Source organism: Maribacter sp. PR66 (assembly GCF_028464205.1).
GTDB classification, from domain to species: Bacteria; Bacteroidota; Bacteroidia; order Flavobacteriales; family Flavobacteriaceae; genus Maribacter; species Maribacter flavus.
In genome coordinates this window covers 212,118-237,396 of the sequence record NZ_JAQPCH010000007.1, presented here as the reverse complement: position 1 = coordinate 237,396, position 25,279 = coordinate 212,118, and the positions used below count along the sequence as shown (strand labels likewise).

General features: G+C 42.4%; 28 protein-coding genes. 10 read left to right on the top strand and 18 right to left on the bottom strand.

All coding sequences use genetic code 11. The features are described from left to right. Nucleotides 1–46: 46 nt before the first annotated feature. Both PP181_RS13625 and PP181_RS13620 read left to right on the top strand, forming a co-directional pair. Nucleotides 47–2,011 (top strand): heavy metal translocating P-type ATPase, encoded by a 1,965-nt coding sequence (locus tag PP181_RS13625; protein WP_163627708.1) that lies wholly within the window; start codon nucleotides 47–49, stop codon nucleotides 2,009–2,011. Between the two features lie 288 nt (nucleotides 2,012–2,299). Beyond that, a complete protein-coding gene (locus tag PP181_RS13620; protein ID WP_127139846.1) occupies nucleotides 2,300–2,599 on the top strand; it encodes a MerR family DNA-binding protein in 300 nt (99 codons plus the stop codon). Between the two features lie 273 nt (nucleotides 2,600–2,872). Here the strand turns inward: PP181_RS13620 and PP181_RS13615 are convergent, their stop codons facing one another. The 9 genes from PP181_RS13615 to PP181_RS13575 form a co-directional block, all read right to left on the bottom strand. Next, nucleotides 2,873–3,694: an NHL repeat-containing protein gene (locus PP181_RS13615; protein ID WP_127139847.1), complete on the bottom strand. Its 822-nt coding sequence runs from the start codon at nucleotides 3,692–3,694 to the stop codon at nucleotides 2,873–2,875. Beyond that, nucleotides 3,684–4,025, bottom strand: a complete 342-nt coding sequence (locus PP181_RS13610; RefSeq protein WP_272637511.1) for a hypothetical protein — start codon at nucleotides 4,023–4,025, stop codon at nucleotides 3,684–3,686. Before PP181_RS13610 ends, PP181_RS13615 begins: the two co-directional genes overlap by 11 nt. Then, nucleotides 4,022–4,519, bottom strand: a complete 498-nt coding sequence (locus tag PP181_RS13605) for a heavy-metal-associated domain-containing protein (RefSeq protein WP_239057499.1) — start codon at nucleotides 4,517–4,519, stop codon at nucleotides 4,022–4,024. The genes PP181_RS13610 and PP181_RS13605 overlap by 4 nt, the downstream gene beginning before the upstream one ends. A 28-nt stretch (nucleotides 4,520–4,547) precedes the next feature. Next, a complete protein-coding gene (locus tag PP181_RS13600) occupies nucleotides 4,548–5,417 on the bottom strand; it encodes a hypothetical protein (RefSeq protein WP_239057500.1) in 870 nt (289 codons plus the stop codon). Between the two features lie 13 nt (nucleotides 5,418–5,430). Further along, complete coding sequence (locus tag PP181_RS13595; protein WP_127139848.1) at nucleotides 5,431–5,703, bottom strand: thioredoxin family protein; 273 nt, start codon at nucleotides 5,701–5,703, stop codon at nucleotides 5,431–5,433. A 156-nt stretch (nucleotides 5,704–5,859) separates the two neighbouring features. After that, complete coding sequence (locus PP181_RS13590) at nucleotides 5,860–6,222, bottom strand: metal-sensitive transcriptional regulator (protein WP_127139849.1); 363 nt, start codon at nucleotides 6,220–6,222, stop codon at nucleotides 5,860–5,862. A 64-nt stretch (nucleotides 6,223–6,286) separates the two neighbouring features. Then, nucleotides 6,287–6,496: a GDCCVxC domain-containing (seleno)protein gene (locus tag PP181_RS13585; RefSeq protein ID WP_163627710.1), complete on the bottom strand. Its 210-nt coding sequence runs from the start codon at nucleotides 6,494–6,496 to the stop codon at nucleotides 6,287–6,289. Further along, nucleotides 6,496–7,098: a mercuric transport protein MerTP gene (gene merTP, locus PP181_RS13580; RefSeq protein ID WP_163627712.1), complete on the bottom strand. Its 603-nt coding sequence runs from the start codon at nucleotides 7,096–7,098 to the stop codon at nucleotides 6,496–6,498. The genes PP181_RS13585 and merTP overlap by 1 nt, the downstream gene beginning before the upstream one ends. Nucleotide 7,099: 1 nt before the next feature. Further along, on the bottom strand, nucleotides 7,100–7,471 hold the full coding sequence (locus PP181_RS13575; RefSeq protein WP_163627714.1) for an ArsR/SmtB family transcription factor: 372 nt from the start codon (nucleotides 7,469–7,471) through the stop codon (nucleotides 7,100–7,102). Nucleotides 7,472–7,972: 501 nt separating this feature from the next. On the opposite strand from PP181_RS13575, the gene PP181_RS13570 reads away from it, so the two are divergent. From PP181_RS13570 to PP181_RS13550, 5 genes are all read left to right on the top strand, one after another. After that, nucleotides 7,973–8,809 (top strand): DUF932 domain-containing protein, encoded by an 837-nt coding sequence (locus tag PP181_RS13570; RefSeq protein WP_163627716.1) that lies wholly within the window; start codon nucleotides 7,973–7,975, stop codon nucleotides 8,807–8,809. A gap of 653 nt (nucleotides 8,810–9,462) precedes the next feature. Next, a complete protein-coding gene (locus PP181_RS13565) occupies nucleotides 9,463–9,810 on the top strand; it encodes a single-stranded DNA-binding protein (protein ID WP_163627718.1) in 348 nt (115 codons plus the stop codon). 70 nt (nucleotides 9,811–9,880) lie between these two features. Continuing rightward, nucleotides 9,881–10,330: a JAB domain-containing protein gene (locus tag PP181_RS13560; RefSeq protein WP_127139855.1), complete on the top strand. Its 450-nt coding sequence runs from the start codon at nucleotides 9,881–9,883 to the stop codon at nucleotides 10,328–10,330. Nucleotides 10,331–10,471: 141 nt separating this feature from the next. Further along, a complete protein-coding gene (locus PP181_RS13555; protein WP_239057501.1) occupies nucleotides 10,472–10,627 on the top strand; it encodes a hypothetical protein in 156 nt (51 codons plus the stop codon). Between the two features lie 366 nt (nucleotides 10,628–10,993). Further along, the gene (locus PP181_RS13550) at nucleotides 10,994–11,173 is read left to right on the top strand and encodes a hypothetical protein (RefSeq protein ID WP_127139856.1); all 180 of its coding nucleotides are present in this window, start codon (nucleotides 10,994–10,996) and stop codon (nucleotides 11,171–11,173) included. On the opposite strand, the gene PP181_RS13545 is transcribed toward PP181_RS13550, so the two are convergent. Beyond that, a complete protein-coding gene (locus tag PP181_RS13545) occupies nucleotides 11,134–11,538 on the bottom strand; it encodes a hypothetical protein (protein ID WP_272637510.1) in 405 nt (134 codons plus the stop codon). The genes PP181_RS13550 and PP181_RS13545 overlap by 40 nt on opposite strands. Nucleotides 11,539–11,645: 107 nt before the next feature. On the opposite strand from PP181_RS13545, the gene PP181_RS13540 reads away from it, so the two are divergent. Genes PP181_RS13540 through PP181_RS13530 form a run of 3 tightly spaced genes read left to right on the top strand, consistent with a single transcriptional unit; the run spans nucleotide 11,646 to nucleotide 14,866 of the window. Next, nucleotides 11,646–12,230 carry a BfmA/BtgA family mobilization protein gene (locus PP181_RS13540; protein ID WP_127139857.1) on the top strand — a complete coding sequence of 195 codons (585 nt, stop codon included), beginning with the start codon at nucleotides 11,646–11,648 and terminating at the stop codon, nucleotides 12,228–12,230. 2 nt (nucleotides 12,231–12,232) lie between these two features. Next, complete coding sequence (gene mobB / locus PP181_RS13535) at nucleotides 12,233–13,252, top strand: MobB family relaxase (RefSeq protein ID WP_163627719.1); 1,020 nt, start codon at nucleotides 12,233–12,235, stop codon at nucleotides 13,250–13,252. 12 nt (nucleotides 13,253–13,264) lie between these two features. Then, complete coding sequence (locus PP181_RS13530; protein WP_272637509.1) at nucleotides 13,265–14,866, top strand: type IV secretory system conjugative DNA transfer family protein; 1,602 nt, start codon at nucleotides 13,265–13,267, stop codon at nucleotides 14,864–14,866. Between the two features lie 11 nt (nucleotides 14,867–14,877). On the opposite strand, the gene PP181_RS13525 is transcribed toward PP181_RS13530, so the two are convergent. From PP181_RS13525 to PP181_RS13490, 8 genes are all read right to left on the bottom strand, one after another. Beyond that, nucleotides 14,878–15,081, bottom strand: coding sequence for a hypothetical protein (locus PP181_RS13525; protein WP_163627920.1), 204 nt, complete (start codon nucleotides 15,079–15,081; stop codon nucleotides 14,878–14,880). Nucleotides 15,082–15,224: 143 nt separating this feature from the next. Further along, a complete protein-coding gene (locus PP181_RS13520) occupies nucleotides 15,225–16,799 on the bottom strand; it encodes a T9SS type A sorting domain-containing protein (RefSeq protein WP_163627919.1) in 1,575 nt (524 codons plus the stop codon). A 25-nt stretch (nucleotides 16,800–16,824) separates the two neighbouring features. Next, a complete protein-coding gene (locus PP181_RS13515) occupies nucleotides 16,825–17,226 on the bottom strand; it encodes a hypothetical protein (protein ID WP_163627918.1) in 402 nt (133 codons plus the stop codon). Between the two features lie 519 nt (nucleotides 17,227–17,745). Continuing rightward, nucleotides 17,746–18,642 carry a CorA family divalent cation transporter gene (locus PP181_RS13510; RefSeq protein ID WP_163627917.1) on the bottom strand — a complete coding sequence of 299 codons (897 nt, stop codon included), beginning with the start codon at nucleotides 18,640–18,642 and terminating at the stop codon, nucleotides 17,746–17,748. A 557-nt stretch (nucleotides 18,643–19,199) separates the two neighbouring features. Next, nucleotides 19,200–19,676 carry a DUF1905 domain-containing protein gene (locus PP181_RS13505; protein ID WP_163627916.1) on the bottom strand — a complete coding sequence of 159 codons (477 nt, stop codon included), beginning with the start codon at nucleotides 19,674–19,676 and terminating at the stop codon, nucleotides 19,200–19,202. Nucleotides 19,677–19,922: 246 nt separating this feature from the next. Further along, nucleotides 19,923–20,630 (bottom strand): VIT1/CCC1 transporter family protein, encoded by a 708-nt coding sequence (locus PP181_RS13500; protein ID WP_163627915.1) that lies wholly within the window; start codon nucleotides 20,628–20,630, stop codon nucleotides 19,923–19,925. A gap of 417 nt (nucleotides 20,631–21,047) precedes the next feature. Beyond that, entirely contained in the window at nucleotides 21,048–23,882 is a 2,835-nt protein-coding gene (locus PP181_RS13495) for a type I restriction endonuclease subunit R (protein ID WP_272637508.1), read from the bottom strand. Continuing rightward, the gene (locus PP181_RS13490; RefSeq protein WP_272637507.1) at nucleotides 23,883–25,268 is read right to left on the bottom strand and encodes a hypothetical protein; all 1,386 of its coding nucleotides are present in this window, start codon (nucleotides 25,266–25,268) and stop codon (nucleotides 23,883–23,885) included. Nucleotides 25,269–25,279: the final 11 nt, after the last annotated feature.

The following is a 25,279-nucleotide window of genomic DNA, read 5'->3' as shown; positions in this document are numbered from 1 at the left end:
ATTATCGAAGTAGTTTTTAAAATGATATCAAACTTGATTAGAACATATGAAAAAGAAAAAAATAAACTTACGTGACTTAGAACCAAAAAAACAACAAGGCGAGCACAGTCACGACGATGGCCATAACCATAGCAGCCCTGAAGAAATTTCAAATTTTAGAACCTATCTACCGGCTATTTTCAGCTTTGTGATGTTGATAGCCGGAATCGCTATTGATTACTTTGATGCGTTTCCTTTCTTCAAAGGATGGATTCGCATAGTATGGTACACGGTAGCCTATATCCCTGTTGGTTTTCCGGTGATAAGAGAAGGCTGGAAAAGTATTAAAAATGGTGATTTCTTTACCGAATTTTTCTTGATGTCCATAGCCACTTTAGGGGCGTTCGCTATCGGCGAATATCCAGAAGGCGTAGCCGTAATGTTATTTTATGCTGTGGGCGAACTGTTCCAGAATGCGGCCGTTAACCGTGCGAAGGGAAATATAAAAGCCTTACTCGATGTAAGACCAAATGAGGCTTTGGTTTATCGTGATGGTGATTTTGTTTCAGTAAATCCCGAGACTGTTGAAATCGGTGAAAAGATACAGGTACGTGTAGGCGAAAAAGTTCCTCTTGATGGTATTCTGCTTTCTGAAAAGGGTTCTTTTAATACTGCTGCCTTGACAGGCGAAAGCAAACCTGATACAATTGCTAAAGGCGATACCGTTTTTGCTGGAAGCATCAACCTTGATGGTGTAATCGAAATCGAGACGACCAAGGAATTCAAGGATAGTTCCATTGCACGAATTCTGGATATGGTACAGAATGCAACTGCCAGAAAATCAAAGACCGAACTGTTCATCAGAAAATTTGCTCGGATTTATACGCCAATCGTTGTATTCCTTGCCATCGGACTGACGTTTCTACCTTACTTTTTTGTAGATGATTATGTTTTTAGGGATTGGCTCTATCGAGCATTAATATTCCTTGTGATATCCTGTCCTTGTGCTTTAGTCATCTCTATACCGCTGGGCTATTTTGGCGGATTGGGTGCGGCATCCCGCAACGGTATTCTTTTCAAGGGTGCTTCCTTTCTCGATGCAATGACCCAAGTGAACACGGTCGTAATGGACAAAACAGGAACTGTTACTAAAGGGGTTTTTAAAATCAAGGAAATCAATTCCATCACATTTGAGGAAACCGAGTTTATGAAGTATTTGATGGCGATGGAAGAGCAATCCACTCATCCTATCGCCAAGGCGATTCTCGAATATAAAGCTGACGGCTCGGATTATGAAGCGACTAATGTTTCAGAGGTTGCCGGAAAGGGATTGAAAGGAACTGTCAACGGGAAAACGGTGTTGGTAGGTAACAAGGCTTTGATGACCTCAAACCGCATAGAAGTCCCCTCGGAAACAGATGGTATTGTAGAATCAATCGTTATGGTGTCTATTGCTGGGGAATTTGCAGGTTATGTAACCATTGCAGATGAACTCAAGGATGATGCGCACCAAGCCATTAAACAAATTCGGGATTCAGGAATTTCCAAAATTATAATGCTATCCGGCGATAAGGATTCTATAACTCAACAAGTTGCAAAAGAGTTAAATATCGATTGGGCGAAAGGTGGGTTGTTACCCGAAGATAAACTGAATGAAGTTGAAGAACTTAAAAAGCAACCTGAAACGAAAGTCGCATTTATTGGCGATGGCATTAACGACGCACCCGTTTTGGCGGCAAGTGGTGTAGGTATTGCGATGGGTGGTTTGGGTAGCGACGTTGCTATAGAAACAGCCGATGTTATCATACAGACCGACCAACCCAGTAAGATTGCAAGAGCGATTAAAATTGGTCGATCAACGCGAAGAATTGTCTGGCAGAATATTGGGTTGGCATTTGGTGTAAAGGTTATTGTCCTCATTCTCGGTGCAGGTGGATTGGCCACGATGTGGGAAGCCGTATTTGCTGATGTAGGTGTTGCGTTGCTTGCTATCCTCAATGCCGTCAGATTGCAGAAAATGAAGTGGCAATAGGTCTTTTAATAAAGGGACTTATAGAAATACAGCCCCATAAATTAAACATTTTATGAAACGCAACGAATCCAGAAAAGAGATACTTAAAAAGACCAAATAAACAGAATGTTTGCGAACACCTACAATTTTAAGTGGTTGGATTTTGTATGCGATGTTTGTGCTCATTATTTTTTAAGTTTTCTTTACAAATATAGACCGTGGAGTATAGTCAACGGTCAAGCGAAATGTAGACTTTATTTTTAAGGTATATGCAAATGGGCCAGTTGTCCAAGAAAACAAGGTTTTCCGGTGATACCATATGCTTTTATAAAAGAAGGGTTTGATGCCGATGTCTCAAAGGAAGATGAATGCAACAGTTATAGGAATTACTCCGATGGAACTTTGGAAAAACTTCTTGTCAATGATGAAATGAAAGGCTTTGGGGTTACCTTAAATGAGATTTCAGATTTTTTGGGGCTATTGGAATTCAATACAGCTGCGTGTGAGAATGTATCACAAAAAATGCTTGAAAAGGTAAGGTTGATCGATAAGAAAATAAAAGAGTTGAAAGAAATGAAGAGCCTGATTATTGGAAGCTTGGATTCCTGAGCGTCCCAAGAAAGCAAATCGGAAAATTGCCCCTTGATTTCAGTAAATTTTTAGTTGAACGCTCAATTTTTCAGAGTAGCACATAACTTCTAACGGAACTCCATTCGGTATATATCCTCTATTTGGTGGTGCAAGATTTGATAATCCTTTAGCCTATCAAACCGATTAAAGGTGCCCTGCAATAATATTTTTTAGAAAGAATAGACCAAATGTTTTCATAAAAAGATGCTATTGTTACGTAAAGTATTTTTTTAAGGAACCAGTGATACATTACTATCTTAAAGACCAGATTAAAATTGAGTTTTCCTTAAAATTTGTGATGTAAAGTTTGTTCCTGTCGAACAGAACATCAGTTGGATATACGATGTTTTCTGTCAATATCTGAAGCAGTTGGCCCTGATGGTCAAAAATTAATACACGACTATTTTCTTGGTCGGTGATGGCCAATTCATTGACGTTTAAAGCAATTCCTGAAGCCACGTTTATTTTCTCATTTTGTCCGATGGTGGCAATATGGTTGCCTTCAAAATCAAAAATCTGGATCCTGTGGTTATAGGCATCAGCCACGTAAACCTTGCCGTTTTTCATCTTTACATCTATAGGATAGTATAGTTTCCCATCCTTATGTCCCTGTTTACCGATGGTAAAACTTTTATTAGGGGTCTCCACAATAATACGATGGTTATAAAAATCAGCGACCAAAATGGTGTCCCCATATACGGAAACACCTGCCGGTGCCTGTGGAGTCTTATTTATTTTCATGGGGCTTAACCTGCTATTTTTATATTTCCAAATGGAATCGGTCAAAAACTCTGGAATATAAAGTGTACCCTTTTCAAAATGGATGTTCATCGGTCGTTGGATGCCCGTGATGGAATCCAATACTTTTCCGTTCAGGTCTATTTTATACAGCCGGAAATAATCGGGGTCCGTAAACCAGATGACATCCCTATCCTTTGCCAACGCCAAGGGACGGGATTCTTCGGGAAGCGTAATCTTTCGTTCAAGCTGCCACTGTTTTTTGTGCCTCTCACAACCGGATATGAAAAGAACCAAGAAAACAATTGAGAGGACACTAACTAGTTTAGAATTCATATAAGTAGTTTAAGACGATAAAAATCAGGACCAGCGAGGTAACCGTCCATAAAGACCATGAATTGATACTGCATTTGCCAACGGTATTTTCGCACGGTTTCCCTTTGTTGCACTTTCTTGAACCTTTGAAATTTTTGTAGTGGGCGATCCCAAGAACAACTACCGAAAAGGTGCTCAGATAGGATTGTGCGGGATGCAGCCATTCAAAGTTTCCGGCCAAAACTCCCAATCCTGCCCCGAACGATAAAAATGCGGGCACAAGACAGCACATCAGGGGTAGAAAAGAGGTAAGCAAGCTTGTGCTCAACATCAATTTTAAAGTGGTCCTCATTGAATCCGTTCCATTTTTGATATCGTAAGTATCCATTGGCTTGGAAGATTGTCATCTTCCACATCGTCCACCGTGCCACTCACCGTGACGTTGCCCTCCGTCATTTTTTCAAGATATTCTGTAGAAGTGGCCTGCGACACCAAAAATTGTTCCCGGGGGGTGGCTACCAACCATTGGCCATTTTCTTTACTTAGTTTGCCCGAAACGGTCACCGCTGCTTTTTTAGCGGAAAACCCGTTCTTTTTCACTTCCTCTTGAATGGCCCCCAAAGTGAGTTCGTTCTCAGCGGCCAGGTCAAGATAGGCCCTTCCATCATTGAGACTGACACGGACCTTCTGAAGACCGTCCATCTTTTTCAGTCCCCGTTCCAGGCCATAGGCACAAGGGGCACAATCCATCCCGTACACTTCCTGGTCCACATAGGTTATCTGGGCGTTTAGAGTGCCCACAACCAACAAGACCATTATTATCACCAATACACTATTTTTCATCATACTCAACTTTTTAAAAATTTATCGCTATCTATAACCAATAGCTCAGATTTATCGCTACTCGGTATTTTTCCCTTACAGCTCCTGGAGTCAGGTTCTGTACCGCCGGGAACATAGCGCCAAAGGATATGCCCCATGCACCGTACAGTCCCAAAAAAGATGGGCCGACCAGAACCTTCGTGCTTCTCGTGCCAGAATCGTTCAGGTTTCCCTCATAGATGGCCTCACCGGGAAACTCGGCCAACGATTCAATGAAAATGCGCCAATCGGGTTTTGGATAATCACCCATAAAAATATTGGGGCGATACCCCACAACGGCAGAGGCATAGGGCAAATCCCCCAATTGTTCGCCGTTTTTCCCGAAATAATAGTGGTATCCTCCCCCGAGCCATCCATACCAGGTCCGTGAAGCATAGCCAGTTGAAATGGCGGCGTGTACGGATTGGCCGACGTTGACCTGTCCGCGTACATCATCGGTAGGTGTGGAAACACCAAAAACAGCGGTTGACTCAAAGCGCTTGCCCACACCAAAGGCATTGGAAAAAAAACGGTACCAAAGAGAAGCCTCGATATCTCCGTTTGCGGGCATATTGCTGTTGCCCCGGGTCCTCGGTGCGTTATCCAAACGCCCGATCATTGTCGGTGTGGTCAAATTGACCTGCAAATCTTCGGTAATTCCATAGGAAAATAGATAACGCAACATATACAAGGTTTCATCTTCCGTGCTTAGGGTCATACCAGCCACATTCAGATCCACTCCGCCCTTGGCAAGGGTCGGGGTCTGTAGACCATACAAGGGGCCGTGGCCTTGAGCCACCGCTACCCCCGTGAAAGCCAATTGGAATATCAATACCAGATAGTTGATTCTTGCCGGTAACTTCGTGATTTTTTTGACAATCATTTTTAGCTGGTTTTTATGAGATCTGTCCAATGCCCGCCTCCGTCAACCTTTCTTTGGTAATGGACGAGTCCTTACAACAATCCAACAATTTTCCGTTGACCGCAACCGCCGGTATTTTATGTACTCCGTATTCATTCATCTTAGCGAGACAGGTCTTATCGCTGAATTGCTCAACCAAATCGTATGTGGTTACTTCACATTCATCACAAGCCAGTTCCCGAACCATTTCGACGACAGGGTCACAGATCGGACAATTGGCGGTAAAAACTTCTACTTGACGTTTCATCTTTCTGTTTTTGAATTGTTTATTTCTTCTTTCCATTGTCATCGGATCCAAACAACGAATCAAATGTAGGAAGGAGGGTAGGGTGGTCTCCAAACAATATTAAAAAAAAATGTCCCTTTTTTTTGGGCCATTGATCGTATTGCTTTTTGGTAAAGTTTATTTGTCCCTATAGTCTTCCAGTTTGGCCTTAAGGGAGGCTATTTCCTTCATTTTGTCCGTAAGACTGTCCAATTCCAGATTAGGGAACTGCTTCCTGATAAATTCAATACGGTCTTCATTGCCACAATTCCCAGGGCAGGCTTCCACGGTTTCTGAAATCTTGATGGCAAGTGCCTTTCGATAGGTTTCGTCAAGCAACAGGAAGTAGGCCTTCTCCAGTCCCTTCTGGGCTGCCTTGAACTGTATCAGTATCTTCTCCGGGTCCGTATCCTCATCCAGCATTTTAACGAGACCGCTTATTTGCCCATTGATACTTTGCAACCTCGTTTTTATGTCCTTGCTTAAATCTCGTGGTATCATTGATTTTGAATTTTGTGACAAAGTAATGAGGCTCCCAGGGTGGTCCCCAAATAATTTTTCAAATTTACTCGCAACATAGAGAGCTTTCCTGAACGGATGGACAGGCAACGGTGCCATAGGAGCAGAATACACAACAATCGCCCTCTTTTGGACGTAATACTTCTTTGCAATTTTCACAATCGTAAAAGAATTGGCAAGCTGTCGTTGGCATTTCTTCCTCTTTCCTATGTCCACAGTTTGGACACTTGATCGTTGATTCTAAAATAGCTTCCATTATTCTATGATTTTATATCCCGTTTTTCCAATAGCAGATACTATTTCATTAGCACTTACCTTACTTCTGTCAAACTTTACAAAAGCTTTGGAAGTCTCATAATTTGCATCTACCCCTAAAACACCCTCTAGTTTATTTACCTCGTTTTCAATATGGGCCTCGCAACCTGCACATGTCATTCCCTCTATGGAATAAGTCAATTCACTTACGTTACTTTCAGATACATAGACTATTTGCCTCTCGGCATTTGAGTTAGGATAAAATATTTTAGAATAGTAGGGAAATGCCAACATTGTACCTGCAAAAATGGTAATCAAAAACAGGAAAGTCTTGGATTGTATGAACTTAGGTCTATCATCTTCACAGGCGCAATCAATATCCTGTGGACGTGGTTTTAATTTTTGATACCACGCAAATCCAAGAATCAAAACGGTCACACCCATTAAAATAGGTCTGTACGGCTCTATCCAAGAAAATGTGGAAGCAATTCCAGTAGTGCCGGAAAGCAGAGCCAAGACAGGGGTGATACAGCACAGTGAGGCCACGAAAGCTGAAAATAATCCAGTAAATGCCATTCGGTTGGATGTCATTGTTTTTTTCATGTTATGCAATTTTCCTTTCAGAGACCACATTGCTCAAAATAGCAGCCAAGAACGCTTGGTTTTCCTTTGAAATACGATATAATATCGTTTGTCCTGCTCTACGGGCAGAAATGACATTTGCATCCTTCATCTTACGTAAATGTTGGGAAATAGCCGGTACGCTCATTGCTAAAATATCGGCAAAATCACAGGGGCACAGTTCTGTTTCCCGTTGCAACAAATACAATATTTTAAAACGAACTTCATTGCCGGCCAGTGCCATAACTTTGCTTATTGCCTCGATAGAAGTTGTAACGCCGCTCAAATCTTCCTTGCATCTCAATATTTGAACATGATCGGCCTCTGCCCGGATACAACTATTTTGAATATCCATATGAACGATTTTCAACTAAATTACAATTGTATAATAATTTAAGCAAATACTTAAATATGTAATTTCTATCCACGACCGTTTTTCTTAAGGATGGAATCCAAACGAATGATCTTCTATTGGAGTTTTTGTTCTTTTCCTTAGTATTCTGGTTGGATAAGCTTTTTTGGATTATCAATGATCCTTGATTTTAAAGCCTAAGATATATATGCTCAACCCACCACTTGATTCACTTTGCTGGGATAAATCGAAAACATCGGAACAAACTTTTATACTCGGGTCTTTACCCAAGTGGTTCAGATCATATGGTTTTCCACTTTGAATGACACCATGGCCCAACACCCCGACCAATCCTTTGCACCAAGGTAAACGTCGCATCCTGTCACCGGACAAGGGACGGCATAAAGCCGCCAATCGCTTTTTATTCCGTTTCCTTGCCGCTCCACAGCCTGCCTCCCGTTTGGATTTCCATGCAAATATTGTTTAACCTTAAATCCAATGATTATGTATTTAGACAGATTGCAACAGGACGAGGTCTTCGTACCGACCCAGGTAAGACCGTTAAATGAACTGACCCCAATGCCCTCCCGTAAAGGGCTGGAACGCGCCATTGTCAGCAATGGCAAGATTGTCAATATTGTGTCCAAGAGCTATGGGCACATCGCCAACGAGCTTTTCTTCAAAAAAGCGGAACAGATGCTCATCGATGCGGGTCTTGACTACCACCGCCAGACCATCAACCGCTCGGACCGTACCTTCTGCATGGACTTTATCCTTTCCGACAGCTCCCAGTTCTCGGTGGGCAATGGAGAGGATACCATTCTGCCCATGCTGCGGTTTACCAACTCCTACGATGGGAGCGAGCGCACCTCGGGACATTTTGGGTTCTACCGCCAAGTATGCTCCAATGGCCTGCACGTGGCACAGGCAGAGATTGCCTTTTCCATCAAGCACAGCACCAACGGCGCCCACTTGATCATGCCCGAGATGGAGGGGCTGTTCAAAAAGTTCATGGACAACGAGTTCTATACCATCTCCGACAGGTTCAGCCAAATGATGGCCGTCGAACTGGTGGACACCAAGACCTTCGTAAGGGAAGTGCTGGAACGTACCAAACTGTTCCGTTATGAGTGCAGCGACAAGAACGCAAACCCGTCCAAAAAGGCCCGTGAGGTCATCGACATATTGGACAATGAGGCCGTATTGTTGGGCACTGCCCCAAACCTCTGGTTGGGCTACAATGCCTTCAATGCCGTATTGCACGGTACCCTGAAACGAAGCTTTTCACGTCAGGAGCGTCTGGACAAACAATTGTTCCAGACCGTTCTTGAAATGGCCTAAGTGTTCCGGTCTGGCATCAAGAGGGCACAACCCCTGAAGGAATCGCCATTGCCAAAACATCGACTCCCGGTACCTGAAGTATCGGGAGTTTTTTTGGTCATCAAAGCCATTTAAATACTATCGGGAATCGGTCAAACAAGGAAGCCCAACGTCCAGTGCTTTTTCACGTCATCCCCGGCAAACCCTTCTTGGGGATTTGCTCGTGGATTCCTAAAGCCCTGTCGTTGGTCTGGTGATTTTAAGGGGTTCATAATAAAAGAAGCCTTTGGTTGTTTTTCGGGGCATCGAAAAACAGGGCAGTGCCCAAGGACTTCCAATCAGGACGCCATCCCCTTAGCTCGCTTAACTTTCCGTACGCTTGCACGGGCTTGGGTCGGAAGGAATTCCTAGGGCCCTTATGGAACCCGTCAAGGCCAAGCGGGTTTTGCTCACAAATAGGGTTTCCACTTCCTAGTTTTTAGCCCTTCGGTAAAAACCACGTCGCAGAGCCTCCCGATTTCCTCCCAAAAGCCTTGACTGAACCCCCTTCTTTTATTGTGCTGCGCACCCAAGAAGCAAACAAACACCCCTTAAAATCCGCACACAATTGCATGGAGATACGGGGAAATCAGTAACCCGTCTGCCAAGAGGGCAGGCATTTAAAACCTTTTATTATGAGCAGTTTAAGAAACAAAGTACAGTTGATCGGTAACGTGGGGCAAGACCCAGTGATCACCAACTTGGAAAATGACAAAAAAGTTGCCCGTTTGTCCTTGGCGACCAATGAGCATTACAGGAACAAAAAGGGCGAAAAGGTCACCAATACCGAATGGCACAACGTGACCGCCTGGGGCAAGACCGCCGACATCATCGAAAAGTTTGTAATCAAGGGAAAGGAACTTGCCATTGAGGGAAAACTGACCTCCCGATCCTATGAGGACAAAGAGGGCAACAAGCGCTATGTGACCGAAGTGGTAGCGAGTGAGATTTTACTGTTGGGTGGAACCACCAGCGAGGAATAGAGGTTACGGGTGCCCTGTCTTTCTTTGGATTGGGCGCCCCATTCCTTTTTTAACCTGTAACAAGAAAAAGATGGAACTCAAAGTCAACGAAATACAGATCAGTTATCGGGAAAAGCTCTCTACCCTCAAATCCCTGTCGGTGACCAACTCCAAGGAGGTGGCGGAACTGTTGTTCCAAAATTGGGACAATCAGACCATAGGCCTGTACGAAACTTTTAAGATCGTATTGCTGAACCAGTCCAACAAGGTCAAGGGCATTTATCCGCTCTCCCATGGGGGCATCACGGGAACCTTGGTGGATGTGCGCATCCTGTTTGCCCTAGTACTGAAAACCCTTTCCGTGGGGGTCATCCTGGCACACAACCATCCCTCTGGGCAGCTCAAGGCAAGTTACCAGGACAAACAATTGACCCAAAAAATCAAAGAGGCCGCACAGCTTTTTGATGTCAAGGTATTGGACCATATCATTCTGGCACCCGATGGACGGTATTACAGTTTCGCAGATAACGGAATCCTATAAATGTTGTAGAAATGGACGAAAAGACAACAACATCCGAGCCTGAAAATGCAGAAGCATATCAACATGACCCAAGGGACTATCCCGATGGGTTCGATCCGAGCCTTTATGATTTGTAAACAATGAATTTTTAAACATTGAAACATGGTCTATTTGAATTTTACAAACCTCGATAGCGAAACCCAGGAACGTTTGCTTTCCAGTTCCAAGGAAGATGTGGAATATCGTTCCGGGACCGAATTGCGCCAATTTGCAGAAATCCATGATAAGGACTATGAAGCCCTCTTGGGCCTGCCCTGAGCGGAGTCGAAGGGAAGCGATGCGAAATCTATACAATTATGATTTTGTATTTAATATGTGAACCCTAAACACACTATCCAAGCCCATCCATTATGATGGGCTTTTTTTATGGGTTCATGGTTTGTTTTTAGGTGGGTCGAACACCCAAAAACCAATTAGGGAAATTCTTGTTTGTAAAGTACTGGGCAACCTCAAAGAATACCTATCCCTTATTTGACCGCAAGTTCGCCCTTCAAAAATGTTCCCATCAAAAGACTACGGCATAAACCGTTCGTACCTCACTATTTATTCCGTTTCCTTTTGAGCCGAAATTTTTGGGAAGTGCGGGGATGCCATCAAATAATTGATAACTTAAAATCATGTATTATGAAAGCAATTGTAAAAAAGTCGTTGGAGATCCCGGCAAAGAAACACCCAAAGAAAAGCGTTGTCAAAAAGACAGCTGATGCCACGGTGGACAAAACCTACTCCCTGGTGGTCAATCTCTGGATATTCCGGTATGAATATTACAGGGAACAGACCGACACCGTCCCATCGGAGGACTGACTGGAACAAGGCCCTTGAAAAAGGGTCTTTTTTTTTGGCGTTCCGGGGGAACACCTGACGTTGTGGAAACCCAGAAATGCCCGTTCCATATATTCCGTGGGCAAATGATGCCATTTGCCCACAGAACGCATTTTTGTACCCCGGGGAATGTGGGTATATTTAAGATGCTGCACCGCAGCACAGTTTGCACGGCATCCCAACCTGATTTGACTTTCCCAAAGTCCGTGCTCCATAAGGTATAATATGATAAGGGACGGCGGTCTTTTCAAGACGGCTTGTGCGATGCTTTTTTGGGCCGCTGCACAAAAAGGAGGAGCAAGAGGGTAGCACGCTCGCGCGTCCTTCCGATCATAGTTGCTGCGCAAGGCCCCTGTTTATGGGGGTTTGTGATATTTTAAAAAATAGGGTCCTTGGCGTTTTTAGCGTAAAAATCCGCTGGGGCCAATAAAACCAAGGAATTTTTAAGCTAAAAATGGATAGAGGATACGAAAAGGAAGCGTTTCGGACCGTGTGCATCAAAATATCGGTGCTCGCCAAATTCAAGGGCTTTTCCAAGCGGCAAGGGAAATCCCATTCCATGACGCTATTGGCCATGGTGGAGTTTTTTGAGCACAACGGGATCTCCCCGGACGAACGGATGCACGAGACGATCGCCAGCCTCAAATACCTGATCAAACGCCGCTTCAATGCCATGGTCGCCATTATGCGCAGCATTGAAAAGGAACAGACCCTGCCCACCGTTAGCATGATCCAGGCCCTCTTTGAACAGGAGCTGGCATCCGATGATGAGGAATGGGACAGCGATTTTGATTTTATCGAACAGCAATTGACCGAGGCCAAGCCATCCAAGGAGATGGAATCTTTTGATGTGGAGGTCACCGTGCCCAAGATCCGTTATGACCGTTTGGAAGAACAAATGGAGGAGCTCAAGGAGGATTTTACCTATGTGCTGGACCATGTGAGCGTATACCACAACCGCTTTGGGAAGGACCACCTCAAATTGGACCTCAATCCCGAGGCCATTGAAAAATACCGTACAAAACTTAAAAAGAAGTAATTATGTACATCGCCATCACACGCCAACAACTGGGGGACAATTTTAAGGGGAGTGCCCGGGATTTTGTCAACTATCTGGAAAAGGAGAACGAAGGGAGGGAACCGGAACTACAGGAAGGGTATTTCAATCAGGAAGAGAACAACATCGATGCGGAGCGGGTCATTGCCGAGATCGACGCCAATACGGCCAAGCTCAAGAAACGGGAGCCCAAGTTCTATTCCCTGGTGGTGAGCCCTTCCCAAAGGGAACTCCAGCATATCGGAAACGACCCCGAGAAACTGAGGCAATATACCCGGCAGGTTATGAATACCTATGCGGCCTCCTTTTATCGGGACCGTGAAGTGACCGTCAAGGACATCCTCTATTTTGCCAAACTGGAACGGGAACGCACCTATTCCGAAAAGGATCGCGAGGTCAAGGAAAACCAGGCCCATGCCAGCAAGATATTGGAACTGCAACACCGGGTCAGGGCCATTAAGGAAGGGCGGGAGCAAGGGGAAATTGCCAAGCTCCGGGAAAAGATAAATGTACTGGAAGGAGAGGCCCCACACCAATTGAACGGGAAGCGCATCGTACCCGGTATGGCCAAGGAAGGCTACCAGAGCCATATCCATATCATCGTGAGCCGAATGGATAGGACCAATACCCATAGCCTTTCCCCGGGGTCCAAGTTCCGAACTTCCGAGACCACGCTCCATGGGCAGACCGTCAAACAGGGCTTTGATCGGGACAAGTTCTATCGGGCAGCGGAAAAGACCTTTGACCAACAATTCAATTACCGAAGGAACTTTGTGGAGACCTACCATGCCCGTAACCTCTTGGACAAGGATCCGAAACGCTTTTTTTCGGCCCTCTTGGGCTTGCCAACGAATGAACGTCAAGCGGCCAAGCAATTGTTGTTCAAGGCGGGCATCAAGGTGCCGACCATACCGGTCAACAAGGCGCAATTGGCCTATAAGGCGATGATGCAGCTCAAAAAAGGAATCGGAAAGGCCTTGGAATCGGGGTCTATCGGAATTTAAAACAGTATTGCTATGGAAAATATAGGTTGGATGGAATTTATGGTCGGTTTGCTCGTTGGGGGAGGGATCTCCTTTGTGGTCAATCGATACCTCAAGTATGGCTTTCTGTATTATCTCGGTATCCTGCTTATGGTGGCAATCGCCATTGGAGAGATATTTGGCTGGCACCTCCTTTTGAAACAGTCCTTGGGCCTATGGCTTCCCTTGTTTTTTGTACATACCGTCATCTATGGGCTGGTGGATTACCATAAGGATAAGGGGAAGCCGTCCAAGGTGTTCGAGGTCAAATTGAAGGTAAGAGGAAGGCCCTTGGTGCTGGGCAACATCCGTCGTGGCGTATCCGTGATGGCCTCAGCAGGGAGCGGGAAGACCGAAAGTGTCATCTATGGCTTCTTGGAGCATTTTAAAAGAGAGGGTTTCTCTGGGGTCCTCCACGATTACAAGGATTTTGAGATCACGGAAATGGCCTGTCCCCTTTGGAAAGATCAAAAGGTGCCCTTCCATATCGTGTCCTTTGGGCCGATCTACCATCGGGTGAATCCCATCGCACCCCGTTACCTGCCCGATGAGGAGAGTGTCCATGAGGTGTCGCGGGTCTTGCTGGAAAACCTGATGGAACATCGGGACTCCGATGAGAACAGTACCTCCCGTTTTTTTAAGGATGCAGCTGAGGGTTTGATCAGTGGACTGATATGGCGGCTTAAGACCGAATACCCCGACTTCTGTACGCTGCCCCATGTGATGGCCCTGTACCAACAGTTGGGGACCAAAAGCTTGATCAAGTTTCTGAGGGAGAATCTTACCTCACGGGCCATGGCCGATGCCTTTATCAGTGGTGTAGGGTCGGAGCGGCAGACCGCTGGGGTGATGAGTACCTTGGCCAATGCCATCAAAAAGATCAGTACACGCAAGATTTTTATGGTATTGTCCGCTGATGAGATTCCACTGGACATCAATAATGAAAAACATCCTTCGGTCATTGCTTTAGTGAACAATCCACAAAAAGATGCCTCCCTTTCTCCGGTGATCGCCACCATTATGCATACCATTTCCAAACAGATGTCAAGAAGAAACCGCAAACCTTCCTTTATGCTGTTGGAAGAGGCCTCTACCTTACGGTTGTTGAACATGCACCGGATTCCGGCCACACTTCGGAGCTATGATATTGTGAGCGTTTATGTGTTGCAGGATAAGGTGCAAAATGATATGATGTACGGGGAGAAGGCCAGCAAGGCTATTTTATCCAATCTGTCCTATCAGTTCTTTGGGAAGGTGAACGACCCGGATACGGCAAGGTATTATGAGCGCTTCTTTGAACTGGTCAAAATGCCCACCCGGAGTGTGAGCAAAAGCTCGGGGCTGAGTCTGGAACGACGCATCACGGAAGGGGAAAAGGAGGTGTCCAAGCGCAGGGCGGAGGTGTTCTTCCGCTTGAAGCAGGGGGAGTTTGTGGTCTTTGCGGACGGGAAGGACCGAAAGGTACAGTTCCGAAGGCCCGAAATTCCAAAAGGCTTGCCCAAGCCCCTTGAAATCAAGGAGGGGGATTTGGAGCGGCATTATTTGAAGGTGCACCGGGAAGTCAGGTCGATATTTGATAACCAAGGAGGAAAGTAAACCTTGATTGGTCAATTCCTCTTGATACGATCAAGAATGAAATCTGCCCTTTTGCCAACGGGTGCTTTGGGTACCTCCACAAGTCCATAATCATATCCTCGATTGGTCTGAATCATTTTATTATAAGTGAACACCGCCTCGTTCCAATCCTGTGTCCGCTCGGCATCGGTATGGTAAGTATGGTAAATATCCCTCCAAGGGGGTAAGATGAACACATGGGTATGATACTACCAGTTTTCGGCATAGGTTTTTTTCCTGATCAATTAGAATGCCTTCTAGGACAGCGTAGAAAAGGGCATCCAAAAATCCACGGTCAAAAAAATGCAATTTGGTTACTGTTAAAGTCATAGGAATGGTATCACTCTATAATCACAGTGTGGATTTCATCCACTTTCTTTCCAACAACCCTTAAGAAATAGATTCCCTTTGACAATGCTGATACGTCCATTTTCATTTCTTGTACAGGTCCATTGTAGATGATTTCCTTAACAGCGTTTCCTGAAAAGTCCAACAATGTCAGTACAACATCCTGAATCTGGGGCATTGTTTCCAAACTTAATAAATTAATATTGCCTATTTGATTCTCTTGAGCCATAGAGACGCTTATTTCTGAAAAAGCAGGGTTCGGATAAACGGCCATTCGATGGCCACCGCTACAGTCTTCATAATAATAAGCATAATCAGAGCCGCAGTTAGAGGTTACCCCCATTTGGGAGGATCCACCTTCACATTCATATCTATAGCTAAAATAACGAGAAGTCGTTGTGCTTATCAGTTGGGAATTGATATACCATTTAAACGGGCTGGATCCGCCAGAAACATAGCCACTTACATAAATTGCGGCACCCTCTCCCTCAACGCTGGTAACAGACAAGTCCAGATTCTGTGAATTTAGGTTTACATTTTGGGTAATGACCATACCGTCCCCACATGCTCCGGGATTTGATATTGTCGCCCTTATCCAACCCGTGGATCCAGTTCCAGTCCTTGAGAAAGTACAAGGGTTTGATCCTTGGGATGAAATTCTGGTAATGTTGCTACTAGAGTCCCAGTTTATTGTAGCACCTGGTGGGAGGCCAATAATAGAATACGACCCGGAGGAACATAAATTCTCTAGGCCACTCATTTGAAAAGTGTTGACAAAGTTTTGTAAAATTGAATTGGAAATAAGGGCTTGTCTCATCCGTACCCCTTGACTACTTGTAAAATGATCCCTACAATGATGACGGGAATACGACATTATATTGTGCGTTAAGGGAGTATATCCACCCCCACCAGTATAAATACATGCAGCAGTAACGTTACCTGTACCGAGTTGTGGGTCTGCCGGGGTATCACAAACCAAATCACCAGCCGTCCCACAATTATCACCGTTAATATTTTCAGTACCAAAATATGTTTCGTGTGTATGATACAGATCAAGACAGTGGCCAACTTCATGGGGTGAAGTAGTAGATAATGCACTATTATTGATTACAGTTAGATTATTGGAAGGTATATATGCTAATCCAGCAATGGCTTGGCCATTAATTTCATAAAGGGTCTCAACAATATAATAGTTGAGTGCATTCGGGTTGTTATCAGTTGACATCAGATTATCCAGTTCATTTTTGTCATCGATATTGACATAGTTACTGTTGTTAATGAAATTTGTGCCAATACTGTTAAAAAATATATTATGGTCGTTAAAAGCATCGTTCAATTCGTCTATGACAGCATTTCTGTTTACAGCAACAAATGCATTTGTGCCATTGGATTCCTTAATAACATGGAATTGGACATCAATACAGTAATTTGTCACCTTTTGCTTTGATGTTTCAGTAGACGGATAGGTATTTTTAACTGTAGGTGTCTCAGTTCCGCATGTTTGGGAATTTGCACTACAATAGCATAGACAAATTAAAATAAACAGTGTTTGATAATTTTTTTTCATGTTTTAGTTTATCATTGGTTGGTAGTTAGATTTTTTTGAAAATGTCATAACAACCTTCATCACAGGTGCTTGGGATGCTTGTTAAAATCAAATTATTTTCCTCAAATTTGAATAGAAAACGAATTGGCTCGTCATGACAAGGCCTATTAATGGTTAAGGTGTCTTTCTCTATAGAAAACATGCCATCGCAATTGGGTACGAAACTGTCTTTGATAACACCATCTTCTGTAAATATTAAGGTTTTACCGTTATCAATGGAATCAATCCCATCTCCATCGAACCTTTGAAAGAGGAGCCATTGACCAGTTAATTCATTTTCTTGATTTTTTTTACCATCGTCGTCATTGCAGGATTGGAAAGTAAATACCATTGCCAACCCCATAAAAAAGCTCATTACCAAAATCTTCATTGTATTGTTGTTTTTCATAATTCTAAATTTATTGAGTTCTTTATCATCAATTGTAAAGGAAGTATTATCATAAGATTAATCTTACATTTTTTACCTCCATTTGTCAAAGATGTATTTTTTTGGGATCGGTTACCACTTAGAATATCAGCACAATGTTATTTTCAGTAATCAAAAAGTGCATATGTCTTCATACAAGAATTGACAGGCCAGTTACCGAAATAGAGATTGCGACAACGTTTTTAGAACGGAAAGAAGGTTGGAGTTGGAGGACGAACTTCTATGCCGCCATGCGGGCGGACTCAGCATCAATTTTTTTGAGAGATATCGCAGAAAAACCAGAAACAACCTAAATGAAAGTGTGTGGGATGATTAACAATAGCTTTCTTAACCAAGCTCTATTTTTGGGTGAATTGGAGGTAAATTCTTTAAAACAAAAAAGTGCCCTAATCCACGGAAGTTATAAGCTTAAATAAAAGATTTATAATAGGGCCTCTAGTGATACCATAGCCTGTTTTTTGCCAAAAAAAGGTATTCGGGCTAAAGGAAACGCTTTCGTTTGAACCAAAGGAATACGATCAGGCAGATAAGGATCATAAATCCCAAAGTATAGAAATAACCATTTTGCCAGCGGAGCTCAGGCATAACATCAAAGTTCATCCCATATATCCCGGCAACGAAGGTAAGGGGAAGGAAAAAAGCTGAAAAGATGGTGAGCACCTTCATGACATCGTTGCTTTTCTGTGCGGTGACGGACAGGTAGGAGGCCAGAAGCCCGTTGGTGTCCTCCACGGCCTCATCATAGAGCAGGTATTGGGCGGTAAGACTGTCCTTGATGTCCTGTAACTGGGGGTCATGGCCTTCACCGACCTTTAGGGCATCGATCACAGAGCGGATGAGTACGGTCAGTTTTTTGCCGATCCGGGCCTTTGCCTTAAAAAAATAAAGTTGCTCCAGTGTTAGATTGTCCCCTTTTTTTGTAAAGATGAGATTTTCAATATCATCGATCTTGCTGGACAGGTTTTCCAATGGCTCCTGAAAACTGTCGACCATTTTATCAATGATGTACAAAATGAGTGCGTCCATGTGCCCCATGTCGGGTAAATTGCTGTCAAGAAAAGCATATTCCGCCCTATGTATGGTTATCAAACGCCCTTTGGTCACAAAAAAGGCGATCTTATTGGAAAAATCGTTGATGGAGGTAGGTTTGTCGACCTCTTGCGTACATGCCCTCAATATCATGAAATAGCCATCTTCCATCTGTTCCATTTTTGGAAGGTGCCCGGCCTGGAGACTGTCCTTTACCAAAATGGGGTTCAGGCCATGGGTGGCCGCTATCCCTTGGGCCTCTTCGTTGGATGGGTTTTGTATATCGATCCATGTGAAATCCTGATATCTTTTTTCCCTGATAGTGGCAGTGTATTGTTCGCTGTTCATTGGCTTTTATCAAATTAATGGGGAATTGCAATTTAGGAATACGATTTTATAATCTGGCCAAAATCAGCATTCCTTCTCCCAAGCTAGTTGCCATGCACGGTTTTCAATCGTTGGGTTTGGGTCATACGGTCGGCCAATGGCGGTTAATAAGGGACAGTCCTTCAACCTAAAAGAATGGCACATCGGTATAGGGCCACCATTTTTATCAACTCCTTCCAAGTCGTGAGTAAATTTCACTTTATATCTTTAAAATCTTATTGGTCAATTCCGAAATGACAAGTAGGAACATATTTCCAACCATTTTTTACATACAATATCTTTTAATCTATCAGGCCTGACGGACATTGTGGGTCTACAGATTCATATCCTTCCATAATCAGGATTTTCGCCCCTAATTGTGTAGCTTGGACAATTTAACTTTTCCAATTAATCAAGTGTAAATCTGTAGTAATTTAGTTTTTATGTTGTCTATTTGTCGTAATAAGGCACAACACCCTGCTAGACGCAGTAACGTTCTGGCTGTTAAGGCAATTTGGTTTAGCTGTTAGCAATAGTGTTTATTCAGTTTCATACATTTTATTCCCAAGTTTTTCAATTATGTCCACTATCTTTTCAGCTTTTTGATTGTCAGTCGAAACATCATTAATTTCCTTAAAAAGTTCTTCACGTTGGTTTTTACTTAAATCTTCAAAAAGACTAATTACTTGAGCATCCCTAAAGCATTCTAAAATTTCCGTGTTATCCTTTTTATTAGTTTGATTTTCAAGATGTAAAGTTACAATAACTGTGTCGCCACCTTTTTTGTTTATTGCGTTTCTTATTTCAGAATTCACTGATATCTTCTTATCAGAATTTTTTACTGGTCCTAAGTTTTTATTTTTAATTTCATAATCGTCTATCGTCCCCGAAACTTTTAAATCGCCCCATTTACCTTTTATATTTCTTGTATTTGGTATAATCAATTGATATGTCCAAGCTCCATTCCCGGGAATATATTGCAGAGTCAACTTTTCATTTTCAATGATGTAATTCATTCGTTTACATTTAGGATTATTTTTCCTTCAATTTTGGCGTTTTCTACTTGTCTATGAGCTTCAACAGCATCCTCCAATCTCATAATTTTTCCAAATGACCGCTTTGAATTTTAGAGAGCCGACATTTTCATTAAGCGAATAATTTAGGGCTTCTCTTGGATTGCTTTCCGCTTCAGAATCCACCAAAAAATATGGGTTAATGATTTATCGTTACATGCGGATATACTGTCCCCATATTTATAAATTTTAGACGCTTACCCCAAAGAGATAACCCACGAATGCAGAAAGTCCCATAGCGATTGTGCCCCAAATGGTAATCCTGACCATTCCCTTCAACATATTTGAACCACCGGTTTTTGCGGCCGTTGCTCCCAAAATGATCAAGAAAATAGTTGTAAATCCATATAACCAATATTCCATTCCTTTAATTGGGGCAAAAAGAACGACTAGAAGAGGTAACATGCCCCCAACAGTAAATGCAGCACCTGACGCCAACGCGGCCTGAATCGGGTTGGCTTTACTGATCTCATTGATGCCCAATTCGTCCCGTATGTGCGTTCCCAGGGCATCGGCCGCAGTTAGTTCTTGGGCAACTTGCAGCGCTGTTTCCTTTTTCAGCCCTCTTTTTTCATAGATCTGGGCCAATATGTTCAACTCTTCTTCCGGCATTTCGACCAGTTCTTTTTTTTCTCTTTCAATATCTGCCTTTTCAATGTCGGTCTGTGAGCTTACAGATACATATTCTCCTGCTGCCATGGATGCCGCTCCTGCCACAAGGCCTGCCACCGTTGCTAAAATAACAGGGTCATTGGCCGAACTCGCCGTTGCAACGCCGATTGCGAGACTGGAAATGGAAATTATGCCATCATTGGCCCCCAAAACGGCCGCCCTTAACCAATTGCTCCTGTGGATGTAATGACTATCAAGGTAATTGTCGAGTGTTAAATTTTTCATTTCTTGCCTTGTTTTGGTTGCCATTGGGCCTAAGTTTAACTAAACTTTTTCGTGAACCATCAAATAAGCTTGGCATTAATGTTGTCCTTTAATGCGAGGTATGATGTCATTAATTTTCCATAAGGAATTGGGGGTAATCCAGCAACAATGTAAGAAATTTATAGAAAACCTATTAAGAATCAAATAGGGATTTAATAAAAGGAATGCTGGTACATATTATAAACAAGTTGGAATTGCAGAAAAAGCGGGTTCATTGCCACACCACGCTGTCTTTATCAGCCGTCTGTGCCCCCATCACCCGCAAGGTGCTGGCCCATTCTTGACCGCGGTGTGGCAACTATATGGTAAATTTACGAAAAAGGGTTGGAGGCAACTTTATTACAGGCGATGATAGAGGACTTTCTTACTCTGAACTGTCTATCCCATCCCATCAATAAAAGTTTCCACAAAGTCTTTTATCTTACCCAATATCCTGTCGGATGAGGTGGCTCTCTCCCTAAGGCTGGGTCTTTCGTTCATAACGGCAATAATCGAATCTCGTAAGGGTTCTTTTTCCGTGAACAGGTAATTGCTGACCAAATCAACCAACTTCTGGTAATCCAAGTTTTCTTCTTTGGCCAATTGAAGTATGGCTTTTTTCTTCTCTACCGTCCAAAAGGATTCAAATTCATTGGCCACCAGTTCGGAGTCGGTTATCAACGGTAGATTTTCCGTTATAAATCTTTCAATCAATTCTTTTTTGCTTCTTAATTGAGATTCTGAGGACAATATATCTGAAATCGCTTTGCGCTGTTCTTCTTGCTCCTTTGGTTCTGAATCGTGAAGTTTGGCCAGTAAGGTTAATATATAGGTAACATTTATTTCATCCCTTCGGATCAGTTCCAATTCAAAATCTATATCGTTTAGAATAGATACTTTCTCCTTCTGGGTTTCCGATTTTATGGTGTCATATAAATCCAAGTACTTGCTCTTGTAGTTCTCAAAGGTTTGTTCGTCAATTCCCAAATCCTCAAAACTAAATTCGGTGAATGTTCCAAGTACATTTTTTACGCGCATCAATTCCCTAAAGGCCTTTACAAATTCCAGTTCTTCTGCTTCAGAAGCCAAATCGTTCACACTATCAAAGGTTGGTGCAATGGCCTTTACACGCCCAACGGCTTCATCAAACTTTTCAATGTAATCATCATAGGGTTGCACTATGATCTCTTCAATGGCTTCTTTATTGGAAAACAGGGTTATGGCCTCGTCAGTGGGTTCTTTAAGGTTTCTAAAGGCCACAACATTTCCCTGGGATTTCACCTCATCCAATATTCTATTGGTACGGGAATAGGCCTGTATCAAGCCATGGTACTTTAAGTTTTTGTCCACGTAAATGGTGTTTAGCAACTTACTATCAAAACCTGTCAAGAACATATTGACCACCAACAAAACATCTACTTGTCTGTTCTTAACTCGTTTTCCAATATCCTTGTAATAGGAATAAAATTCATTGGTGGAATAATTGGTTTTGAACATCCCGTTATAGTCAGCCATAAACGCTTCCAATTTATCCCTTGTATGTTTTGTATCGTACCTTGATGGGGGCTCGGCCGCAAAATCATCATAATCCTCATCGGGGATAAAGCCCTGTGCGTCCTCATCCAATTGGTTGGCTTGGTAGGAGAATATCGTAGCTACTTTTAAATCGTGTTCGCCTGCTTCTTTCTTAGCTTGGAACAGCTCGTAGTACTTTATTAGCGTCTTTACATTCTGAACGCAAAAAATGGCCGTGTAACGTCGATTATGGGTTTTACGGTTATGATTGTTGATTATAAAATCAACATTGTTCTCCAATCGCTCAGGAGCCTCCAAAACCTCTGCGGTATTGATGTCCTCCACTTTTATATCAACAACATCATCTTTAGGTTTTACAGTGTTCATATATTCGATAGAGAACTTTAAAACGTTCCTGTCCCGTATGGCATCGGTGATGACGTATTTATGCAAACACTCTTCAAACAGATCCTTGGTGGTTCGTCTGCCCAGCTTATTTTTTACTGAATTATCGGCAAAAATTGGAGTGCCCGTAAAACCGAACATTTGGGCATTGCTAAAGTAGGTTTTAATGGCGTTATGGGTATCCCCAAACTGGCTGCGGTGGCATTCATCAAAAATAAATACGATACGCTCGTTTTTGAGCTTGTCCACTTTGGCCATGTGCTTTGGCTTGGAAATGGCCGTATTCAGTTTTTGTATGGTCGTAACAATCAGTTTCGTATCATCGGAGAGCTGCTTCACCAATGTGCCTGTATTGTTCGTGGCATCAATACTGCCCTCACTAAAGCTATTGAACTCTTTGATGGTCTGATAGTCCAAATCCTTACGATCGACCACAAAGACCACCTTGAGCACATCCTCTAAATTGGTAAGGATTTGAGCCGCTTTAAATGAGGTCAATGTTTTGCCCGATCCTGTGGTATGCCATATATAACCAAACTTATTGCTGTTTTTGACACGCTCCACAATCGCCTCTGTCGCATAGTACTGATATGGTCGCAACACCATTAAGGTGTTGGCCGTGTTCAACACAATGTATTTGGTGATCATCTTGGAGAGGTGGCATGGCTCCAAAAATGCTTTGGCAAACTCACTTAATTGCGTAATGATGTTGTTCTCCCTATCCGCCCAAAAGAAGGTTTGTTTAAAGGAACGTGCTTTTACAGGGTTGTTGGCAAAATACTTTGTGTTTACCCCATTACTGATGACAAAGAGCTGCACGAATTGGAACAAACCACTTCCAGAACCAAACGAATGCCGCTCATAACGGTTGATTTGATTGAAGGCCTCTTTCATTTCCAAGCCCCGCTTTTTAAGCTCTATTTGCACCAATGGCAGACCGTTTATGAGTATGGTAACATCATAACGGTTTTTGTAAGAACCTTCCATGGTGATTTGGTGGGTGACCTGATACTGGTTTTTGCACCAATGCACTTGGTTGATCAACTCCACATAACCCGTTTCTCCGTTATCTTTTGTATAAGTGATACGGTCACGAAGGGTTTTGGCCTTTTCAAAAATGTTGCCCTTGGAGAGTTGGTTGCGTATTTGCCTAAATTCTGCTTCCGAATAGGTGGTCCGGTTATGTTTCTCCAACTGACTCTTTAAGTTGGCGAGCAACTCAACCTCATCTTTTATACTGACTTTTGTATAGCCTAAGTCCTGTAGCTGTTCAACAAGGTTTTCCTCTAAAATGTATTCGGGTTGGGTGGTCATTTATTTAACGAATTTACCGAAATTATATCCAACGCTTATTCCAACAAAATGAGATGCACTTACTTCTCTCCATTGCAATTCAAAATTTACCGTTGGCTTGTTGTCCTTATCTTTTAAACTAAAAGGAATACCCAGTTTCCAATTTTTATAATCTTTTAAACTTGATTGAATTGACTCTATGGATGCACTTAAACCCATTGAATTATTAAACAACAACAATACACCTTCCATTTTAACAGCAGTTGCCCACGCATCATCATAGTCTCCCAAAAATACAGAATCAGAATCTCCCTCCACAACAGTTGTAATATTGTCTTTTACAATATTTTGAAAAGTCGCAGCAGTCTGATTACTAACCTTAAAATTGTTGGTCTTAAACAAGCCACTTTCAATAGTAAGCTTTGATGACCAATCTTTACCCCATCCATTAGTGTTTTTGGCAAATAAATAGTTAAATGTACCCGAAAAATTGTAGTCTCTGAAATTCCGCTTATCAATTACCAAACTATCCAAACTATGTTTTATAATTCGTTCCGTTAAGGGTAAATAAGCATCAATCGAAAACCAAGATAAATGGGAAGTTTTAATCAACTTCTCACTTTCTATATATTTAAGTTCTTCATCTATTATAGACTCATAGAATTCAAAATATTTTTTAACTATCTGCTTTTCTTCAGATTCCTTAATGATTAATTCGTTATCCCTATTATCAAAGTCTTTAAGAGTAACATCTTTGTTTAAAGCCACTGAATTGTATTTTTTCAGTGATTTTGCAACTTCTTTTTTTACATAGTTTTGTCTTATGTAGTCTATTTTTTCTACCTCCCCAGAAGAAATTTTGCCGTTAAAAACATAAGTATACTTTAGACCTAAACCGATATTACTATTAAACTCATATTCATTCGTTGTACTATTTTTTGAATATAAATTTGAAAATCCGTTACTTAAATTTGATTTCAGATAAGCCGTGAATAAATTTCCTACCTTTTGTATAGGTCTCAATAATTTAACCGCTTTTCTTTTCTCTTTATTTGCCAGAAAATTGTCCAACCTAAATGATTTCCCAATGGTTAAGGTCTTTTCTGAAGTATTAGCATTTATAAAGAAGTTACTAAAAGACAAATCTTTTGTGTTGTTGGCGTATGCAGTAATTTTTGCCTTGAAATACTTGTTCAGTACTGCATTGTTATAAAAACTATTTGCAGGCAATGAATCCAAGTCAGCTTCATAGTACTTAAAAAGAGTTTCTATGTTTAGATTATTTTTGTCAGATATTAATTCATTAACCTGATTCCTTTTTGCTAAGTCCTTTAAGATGTCATTCTGTGCATTACAGATGGAAAAATAGAAAAATAGTAAGGCTGTGATAAATACAGAAGCTTTCATAATGTTGGGTT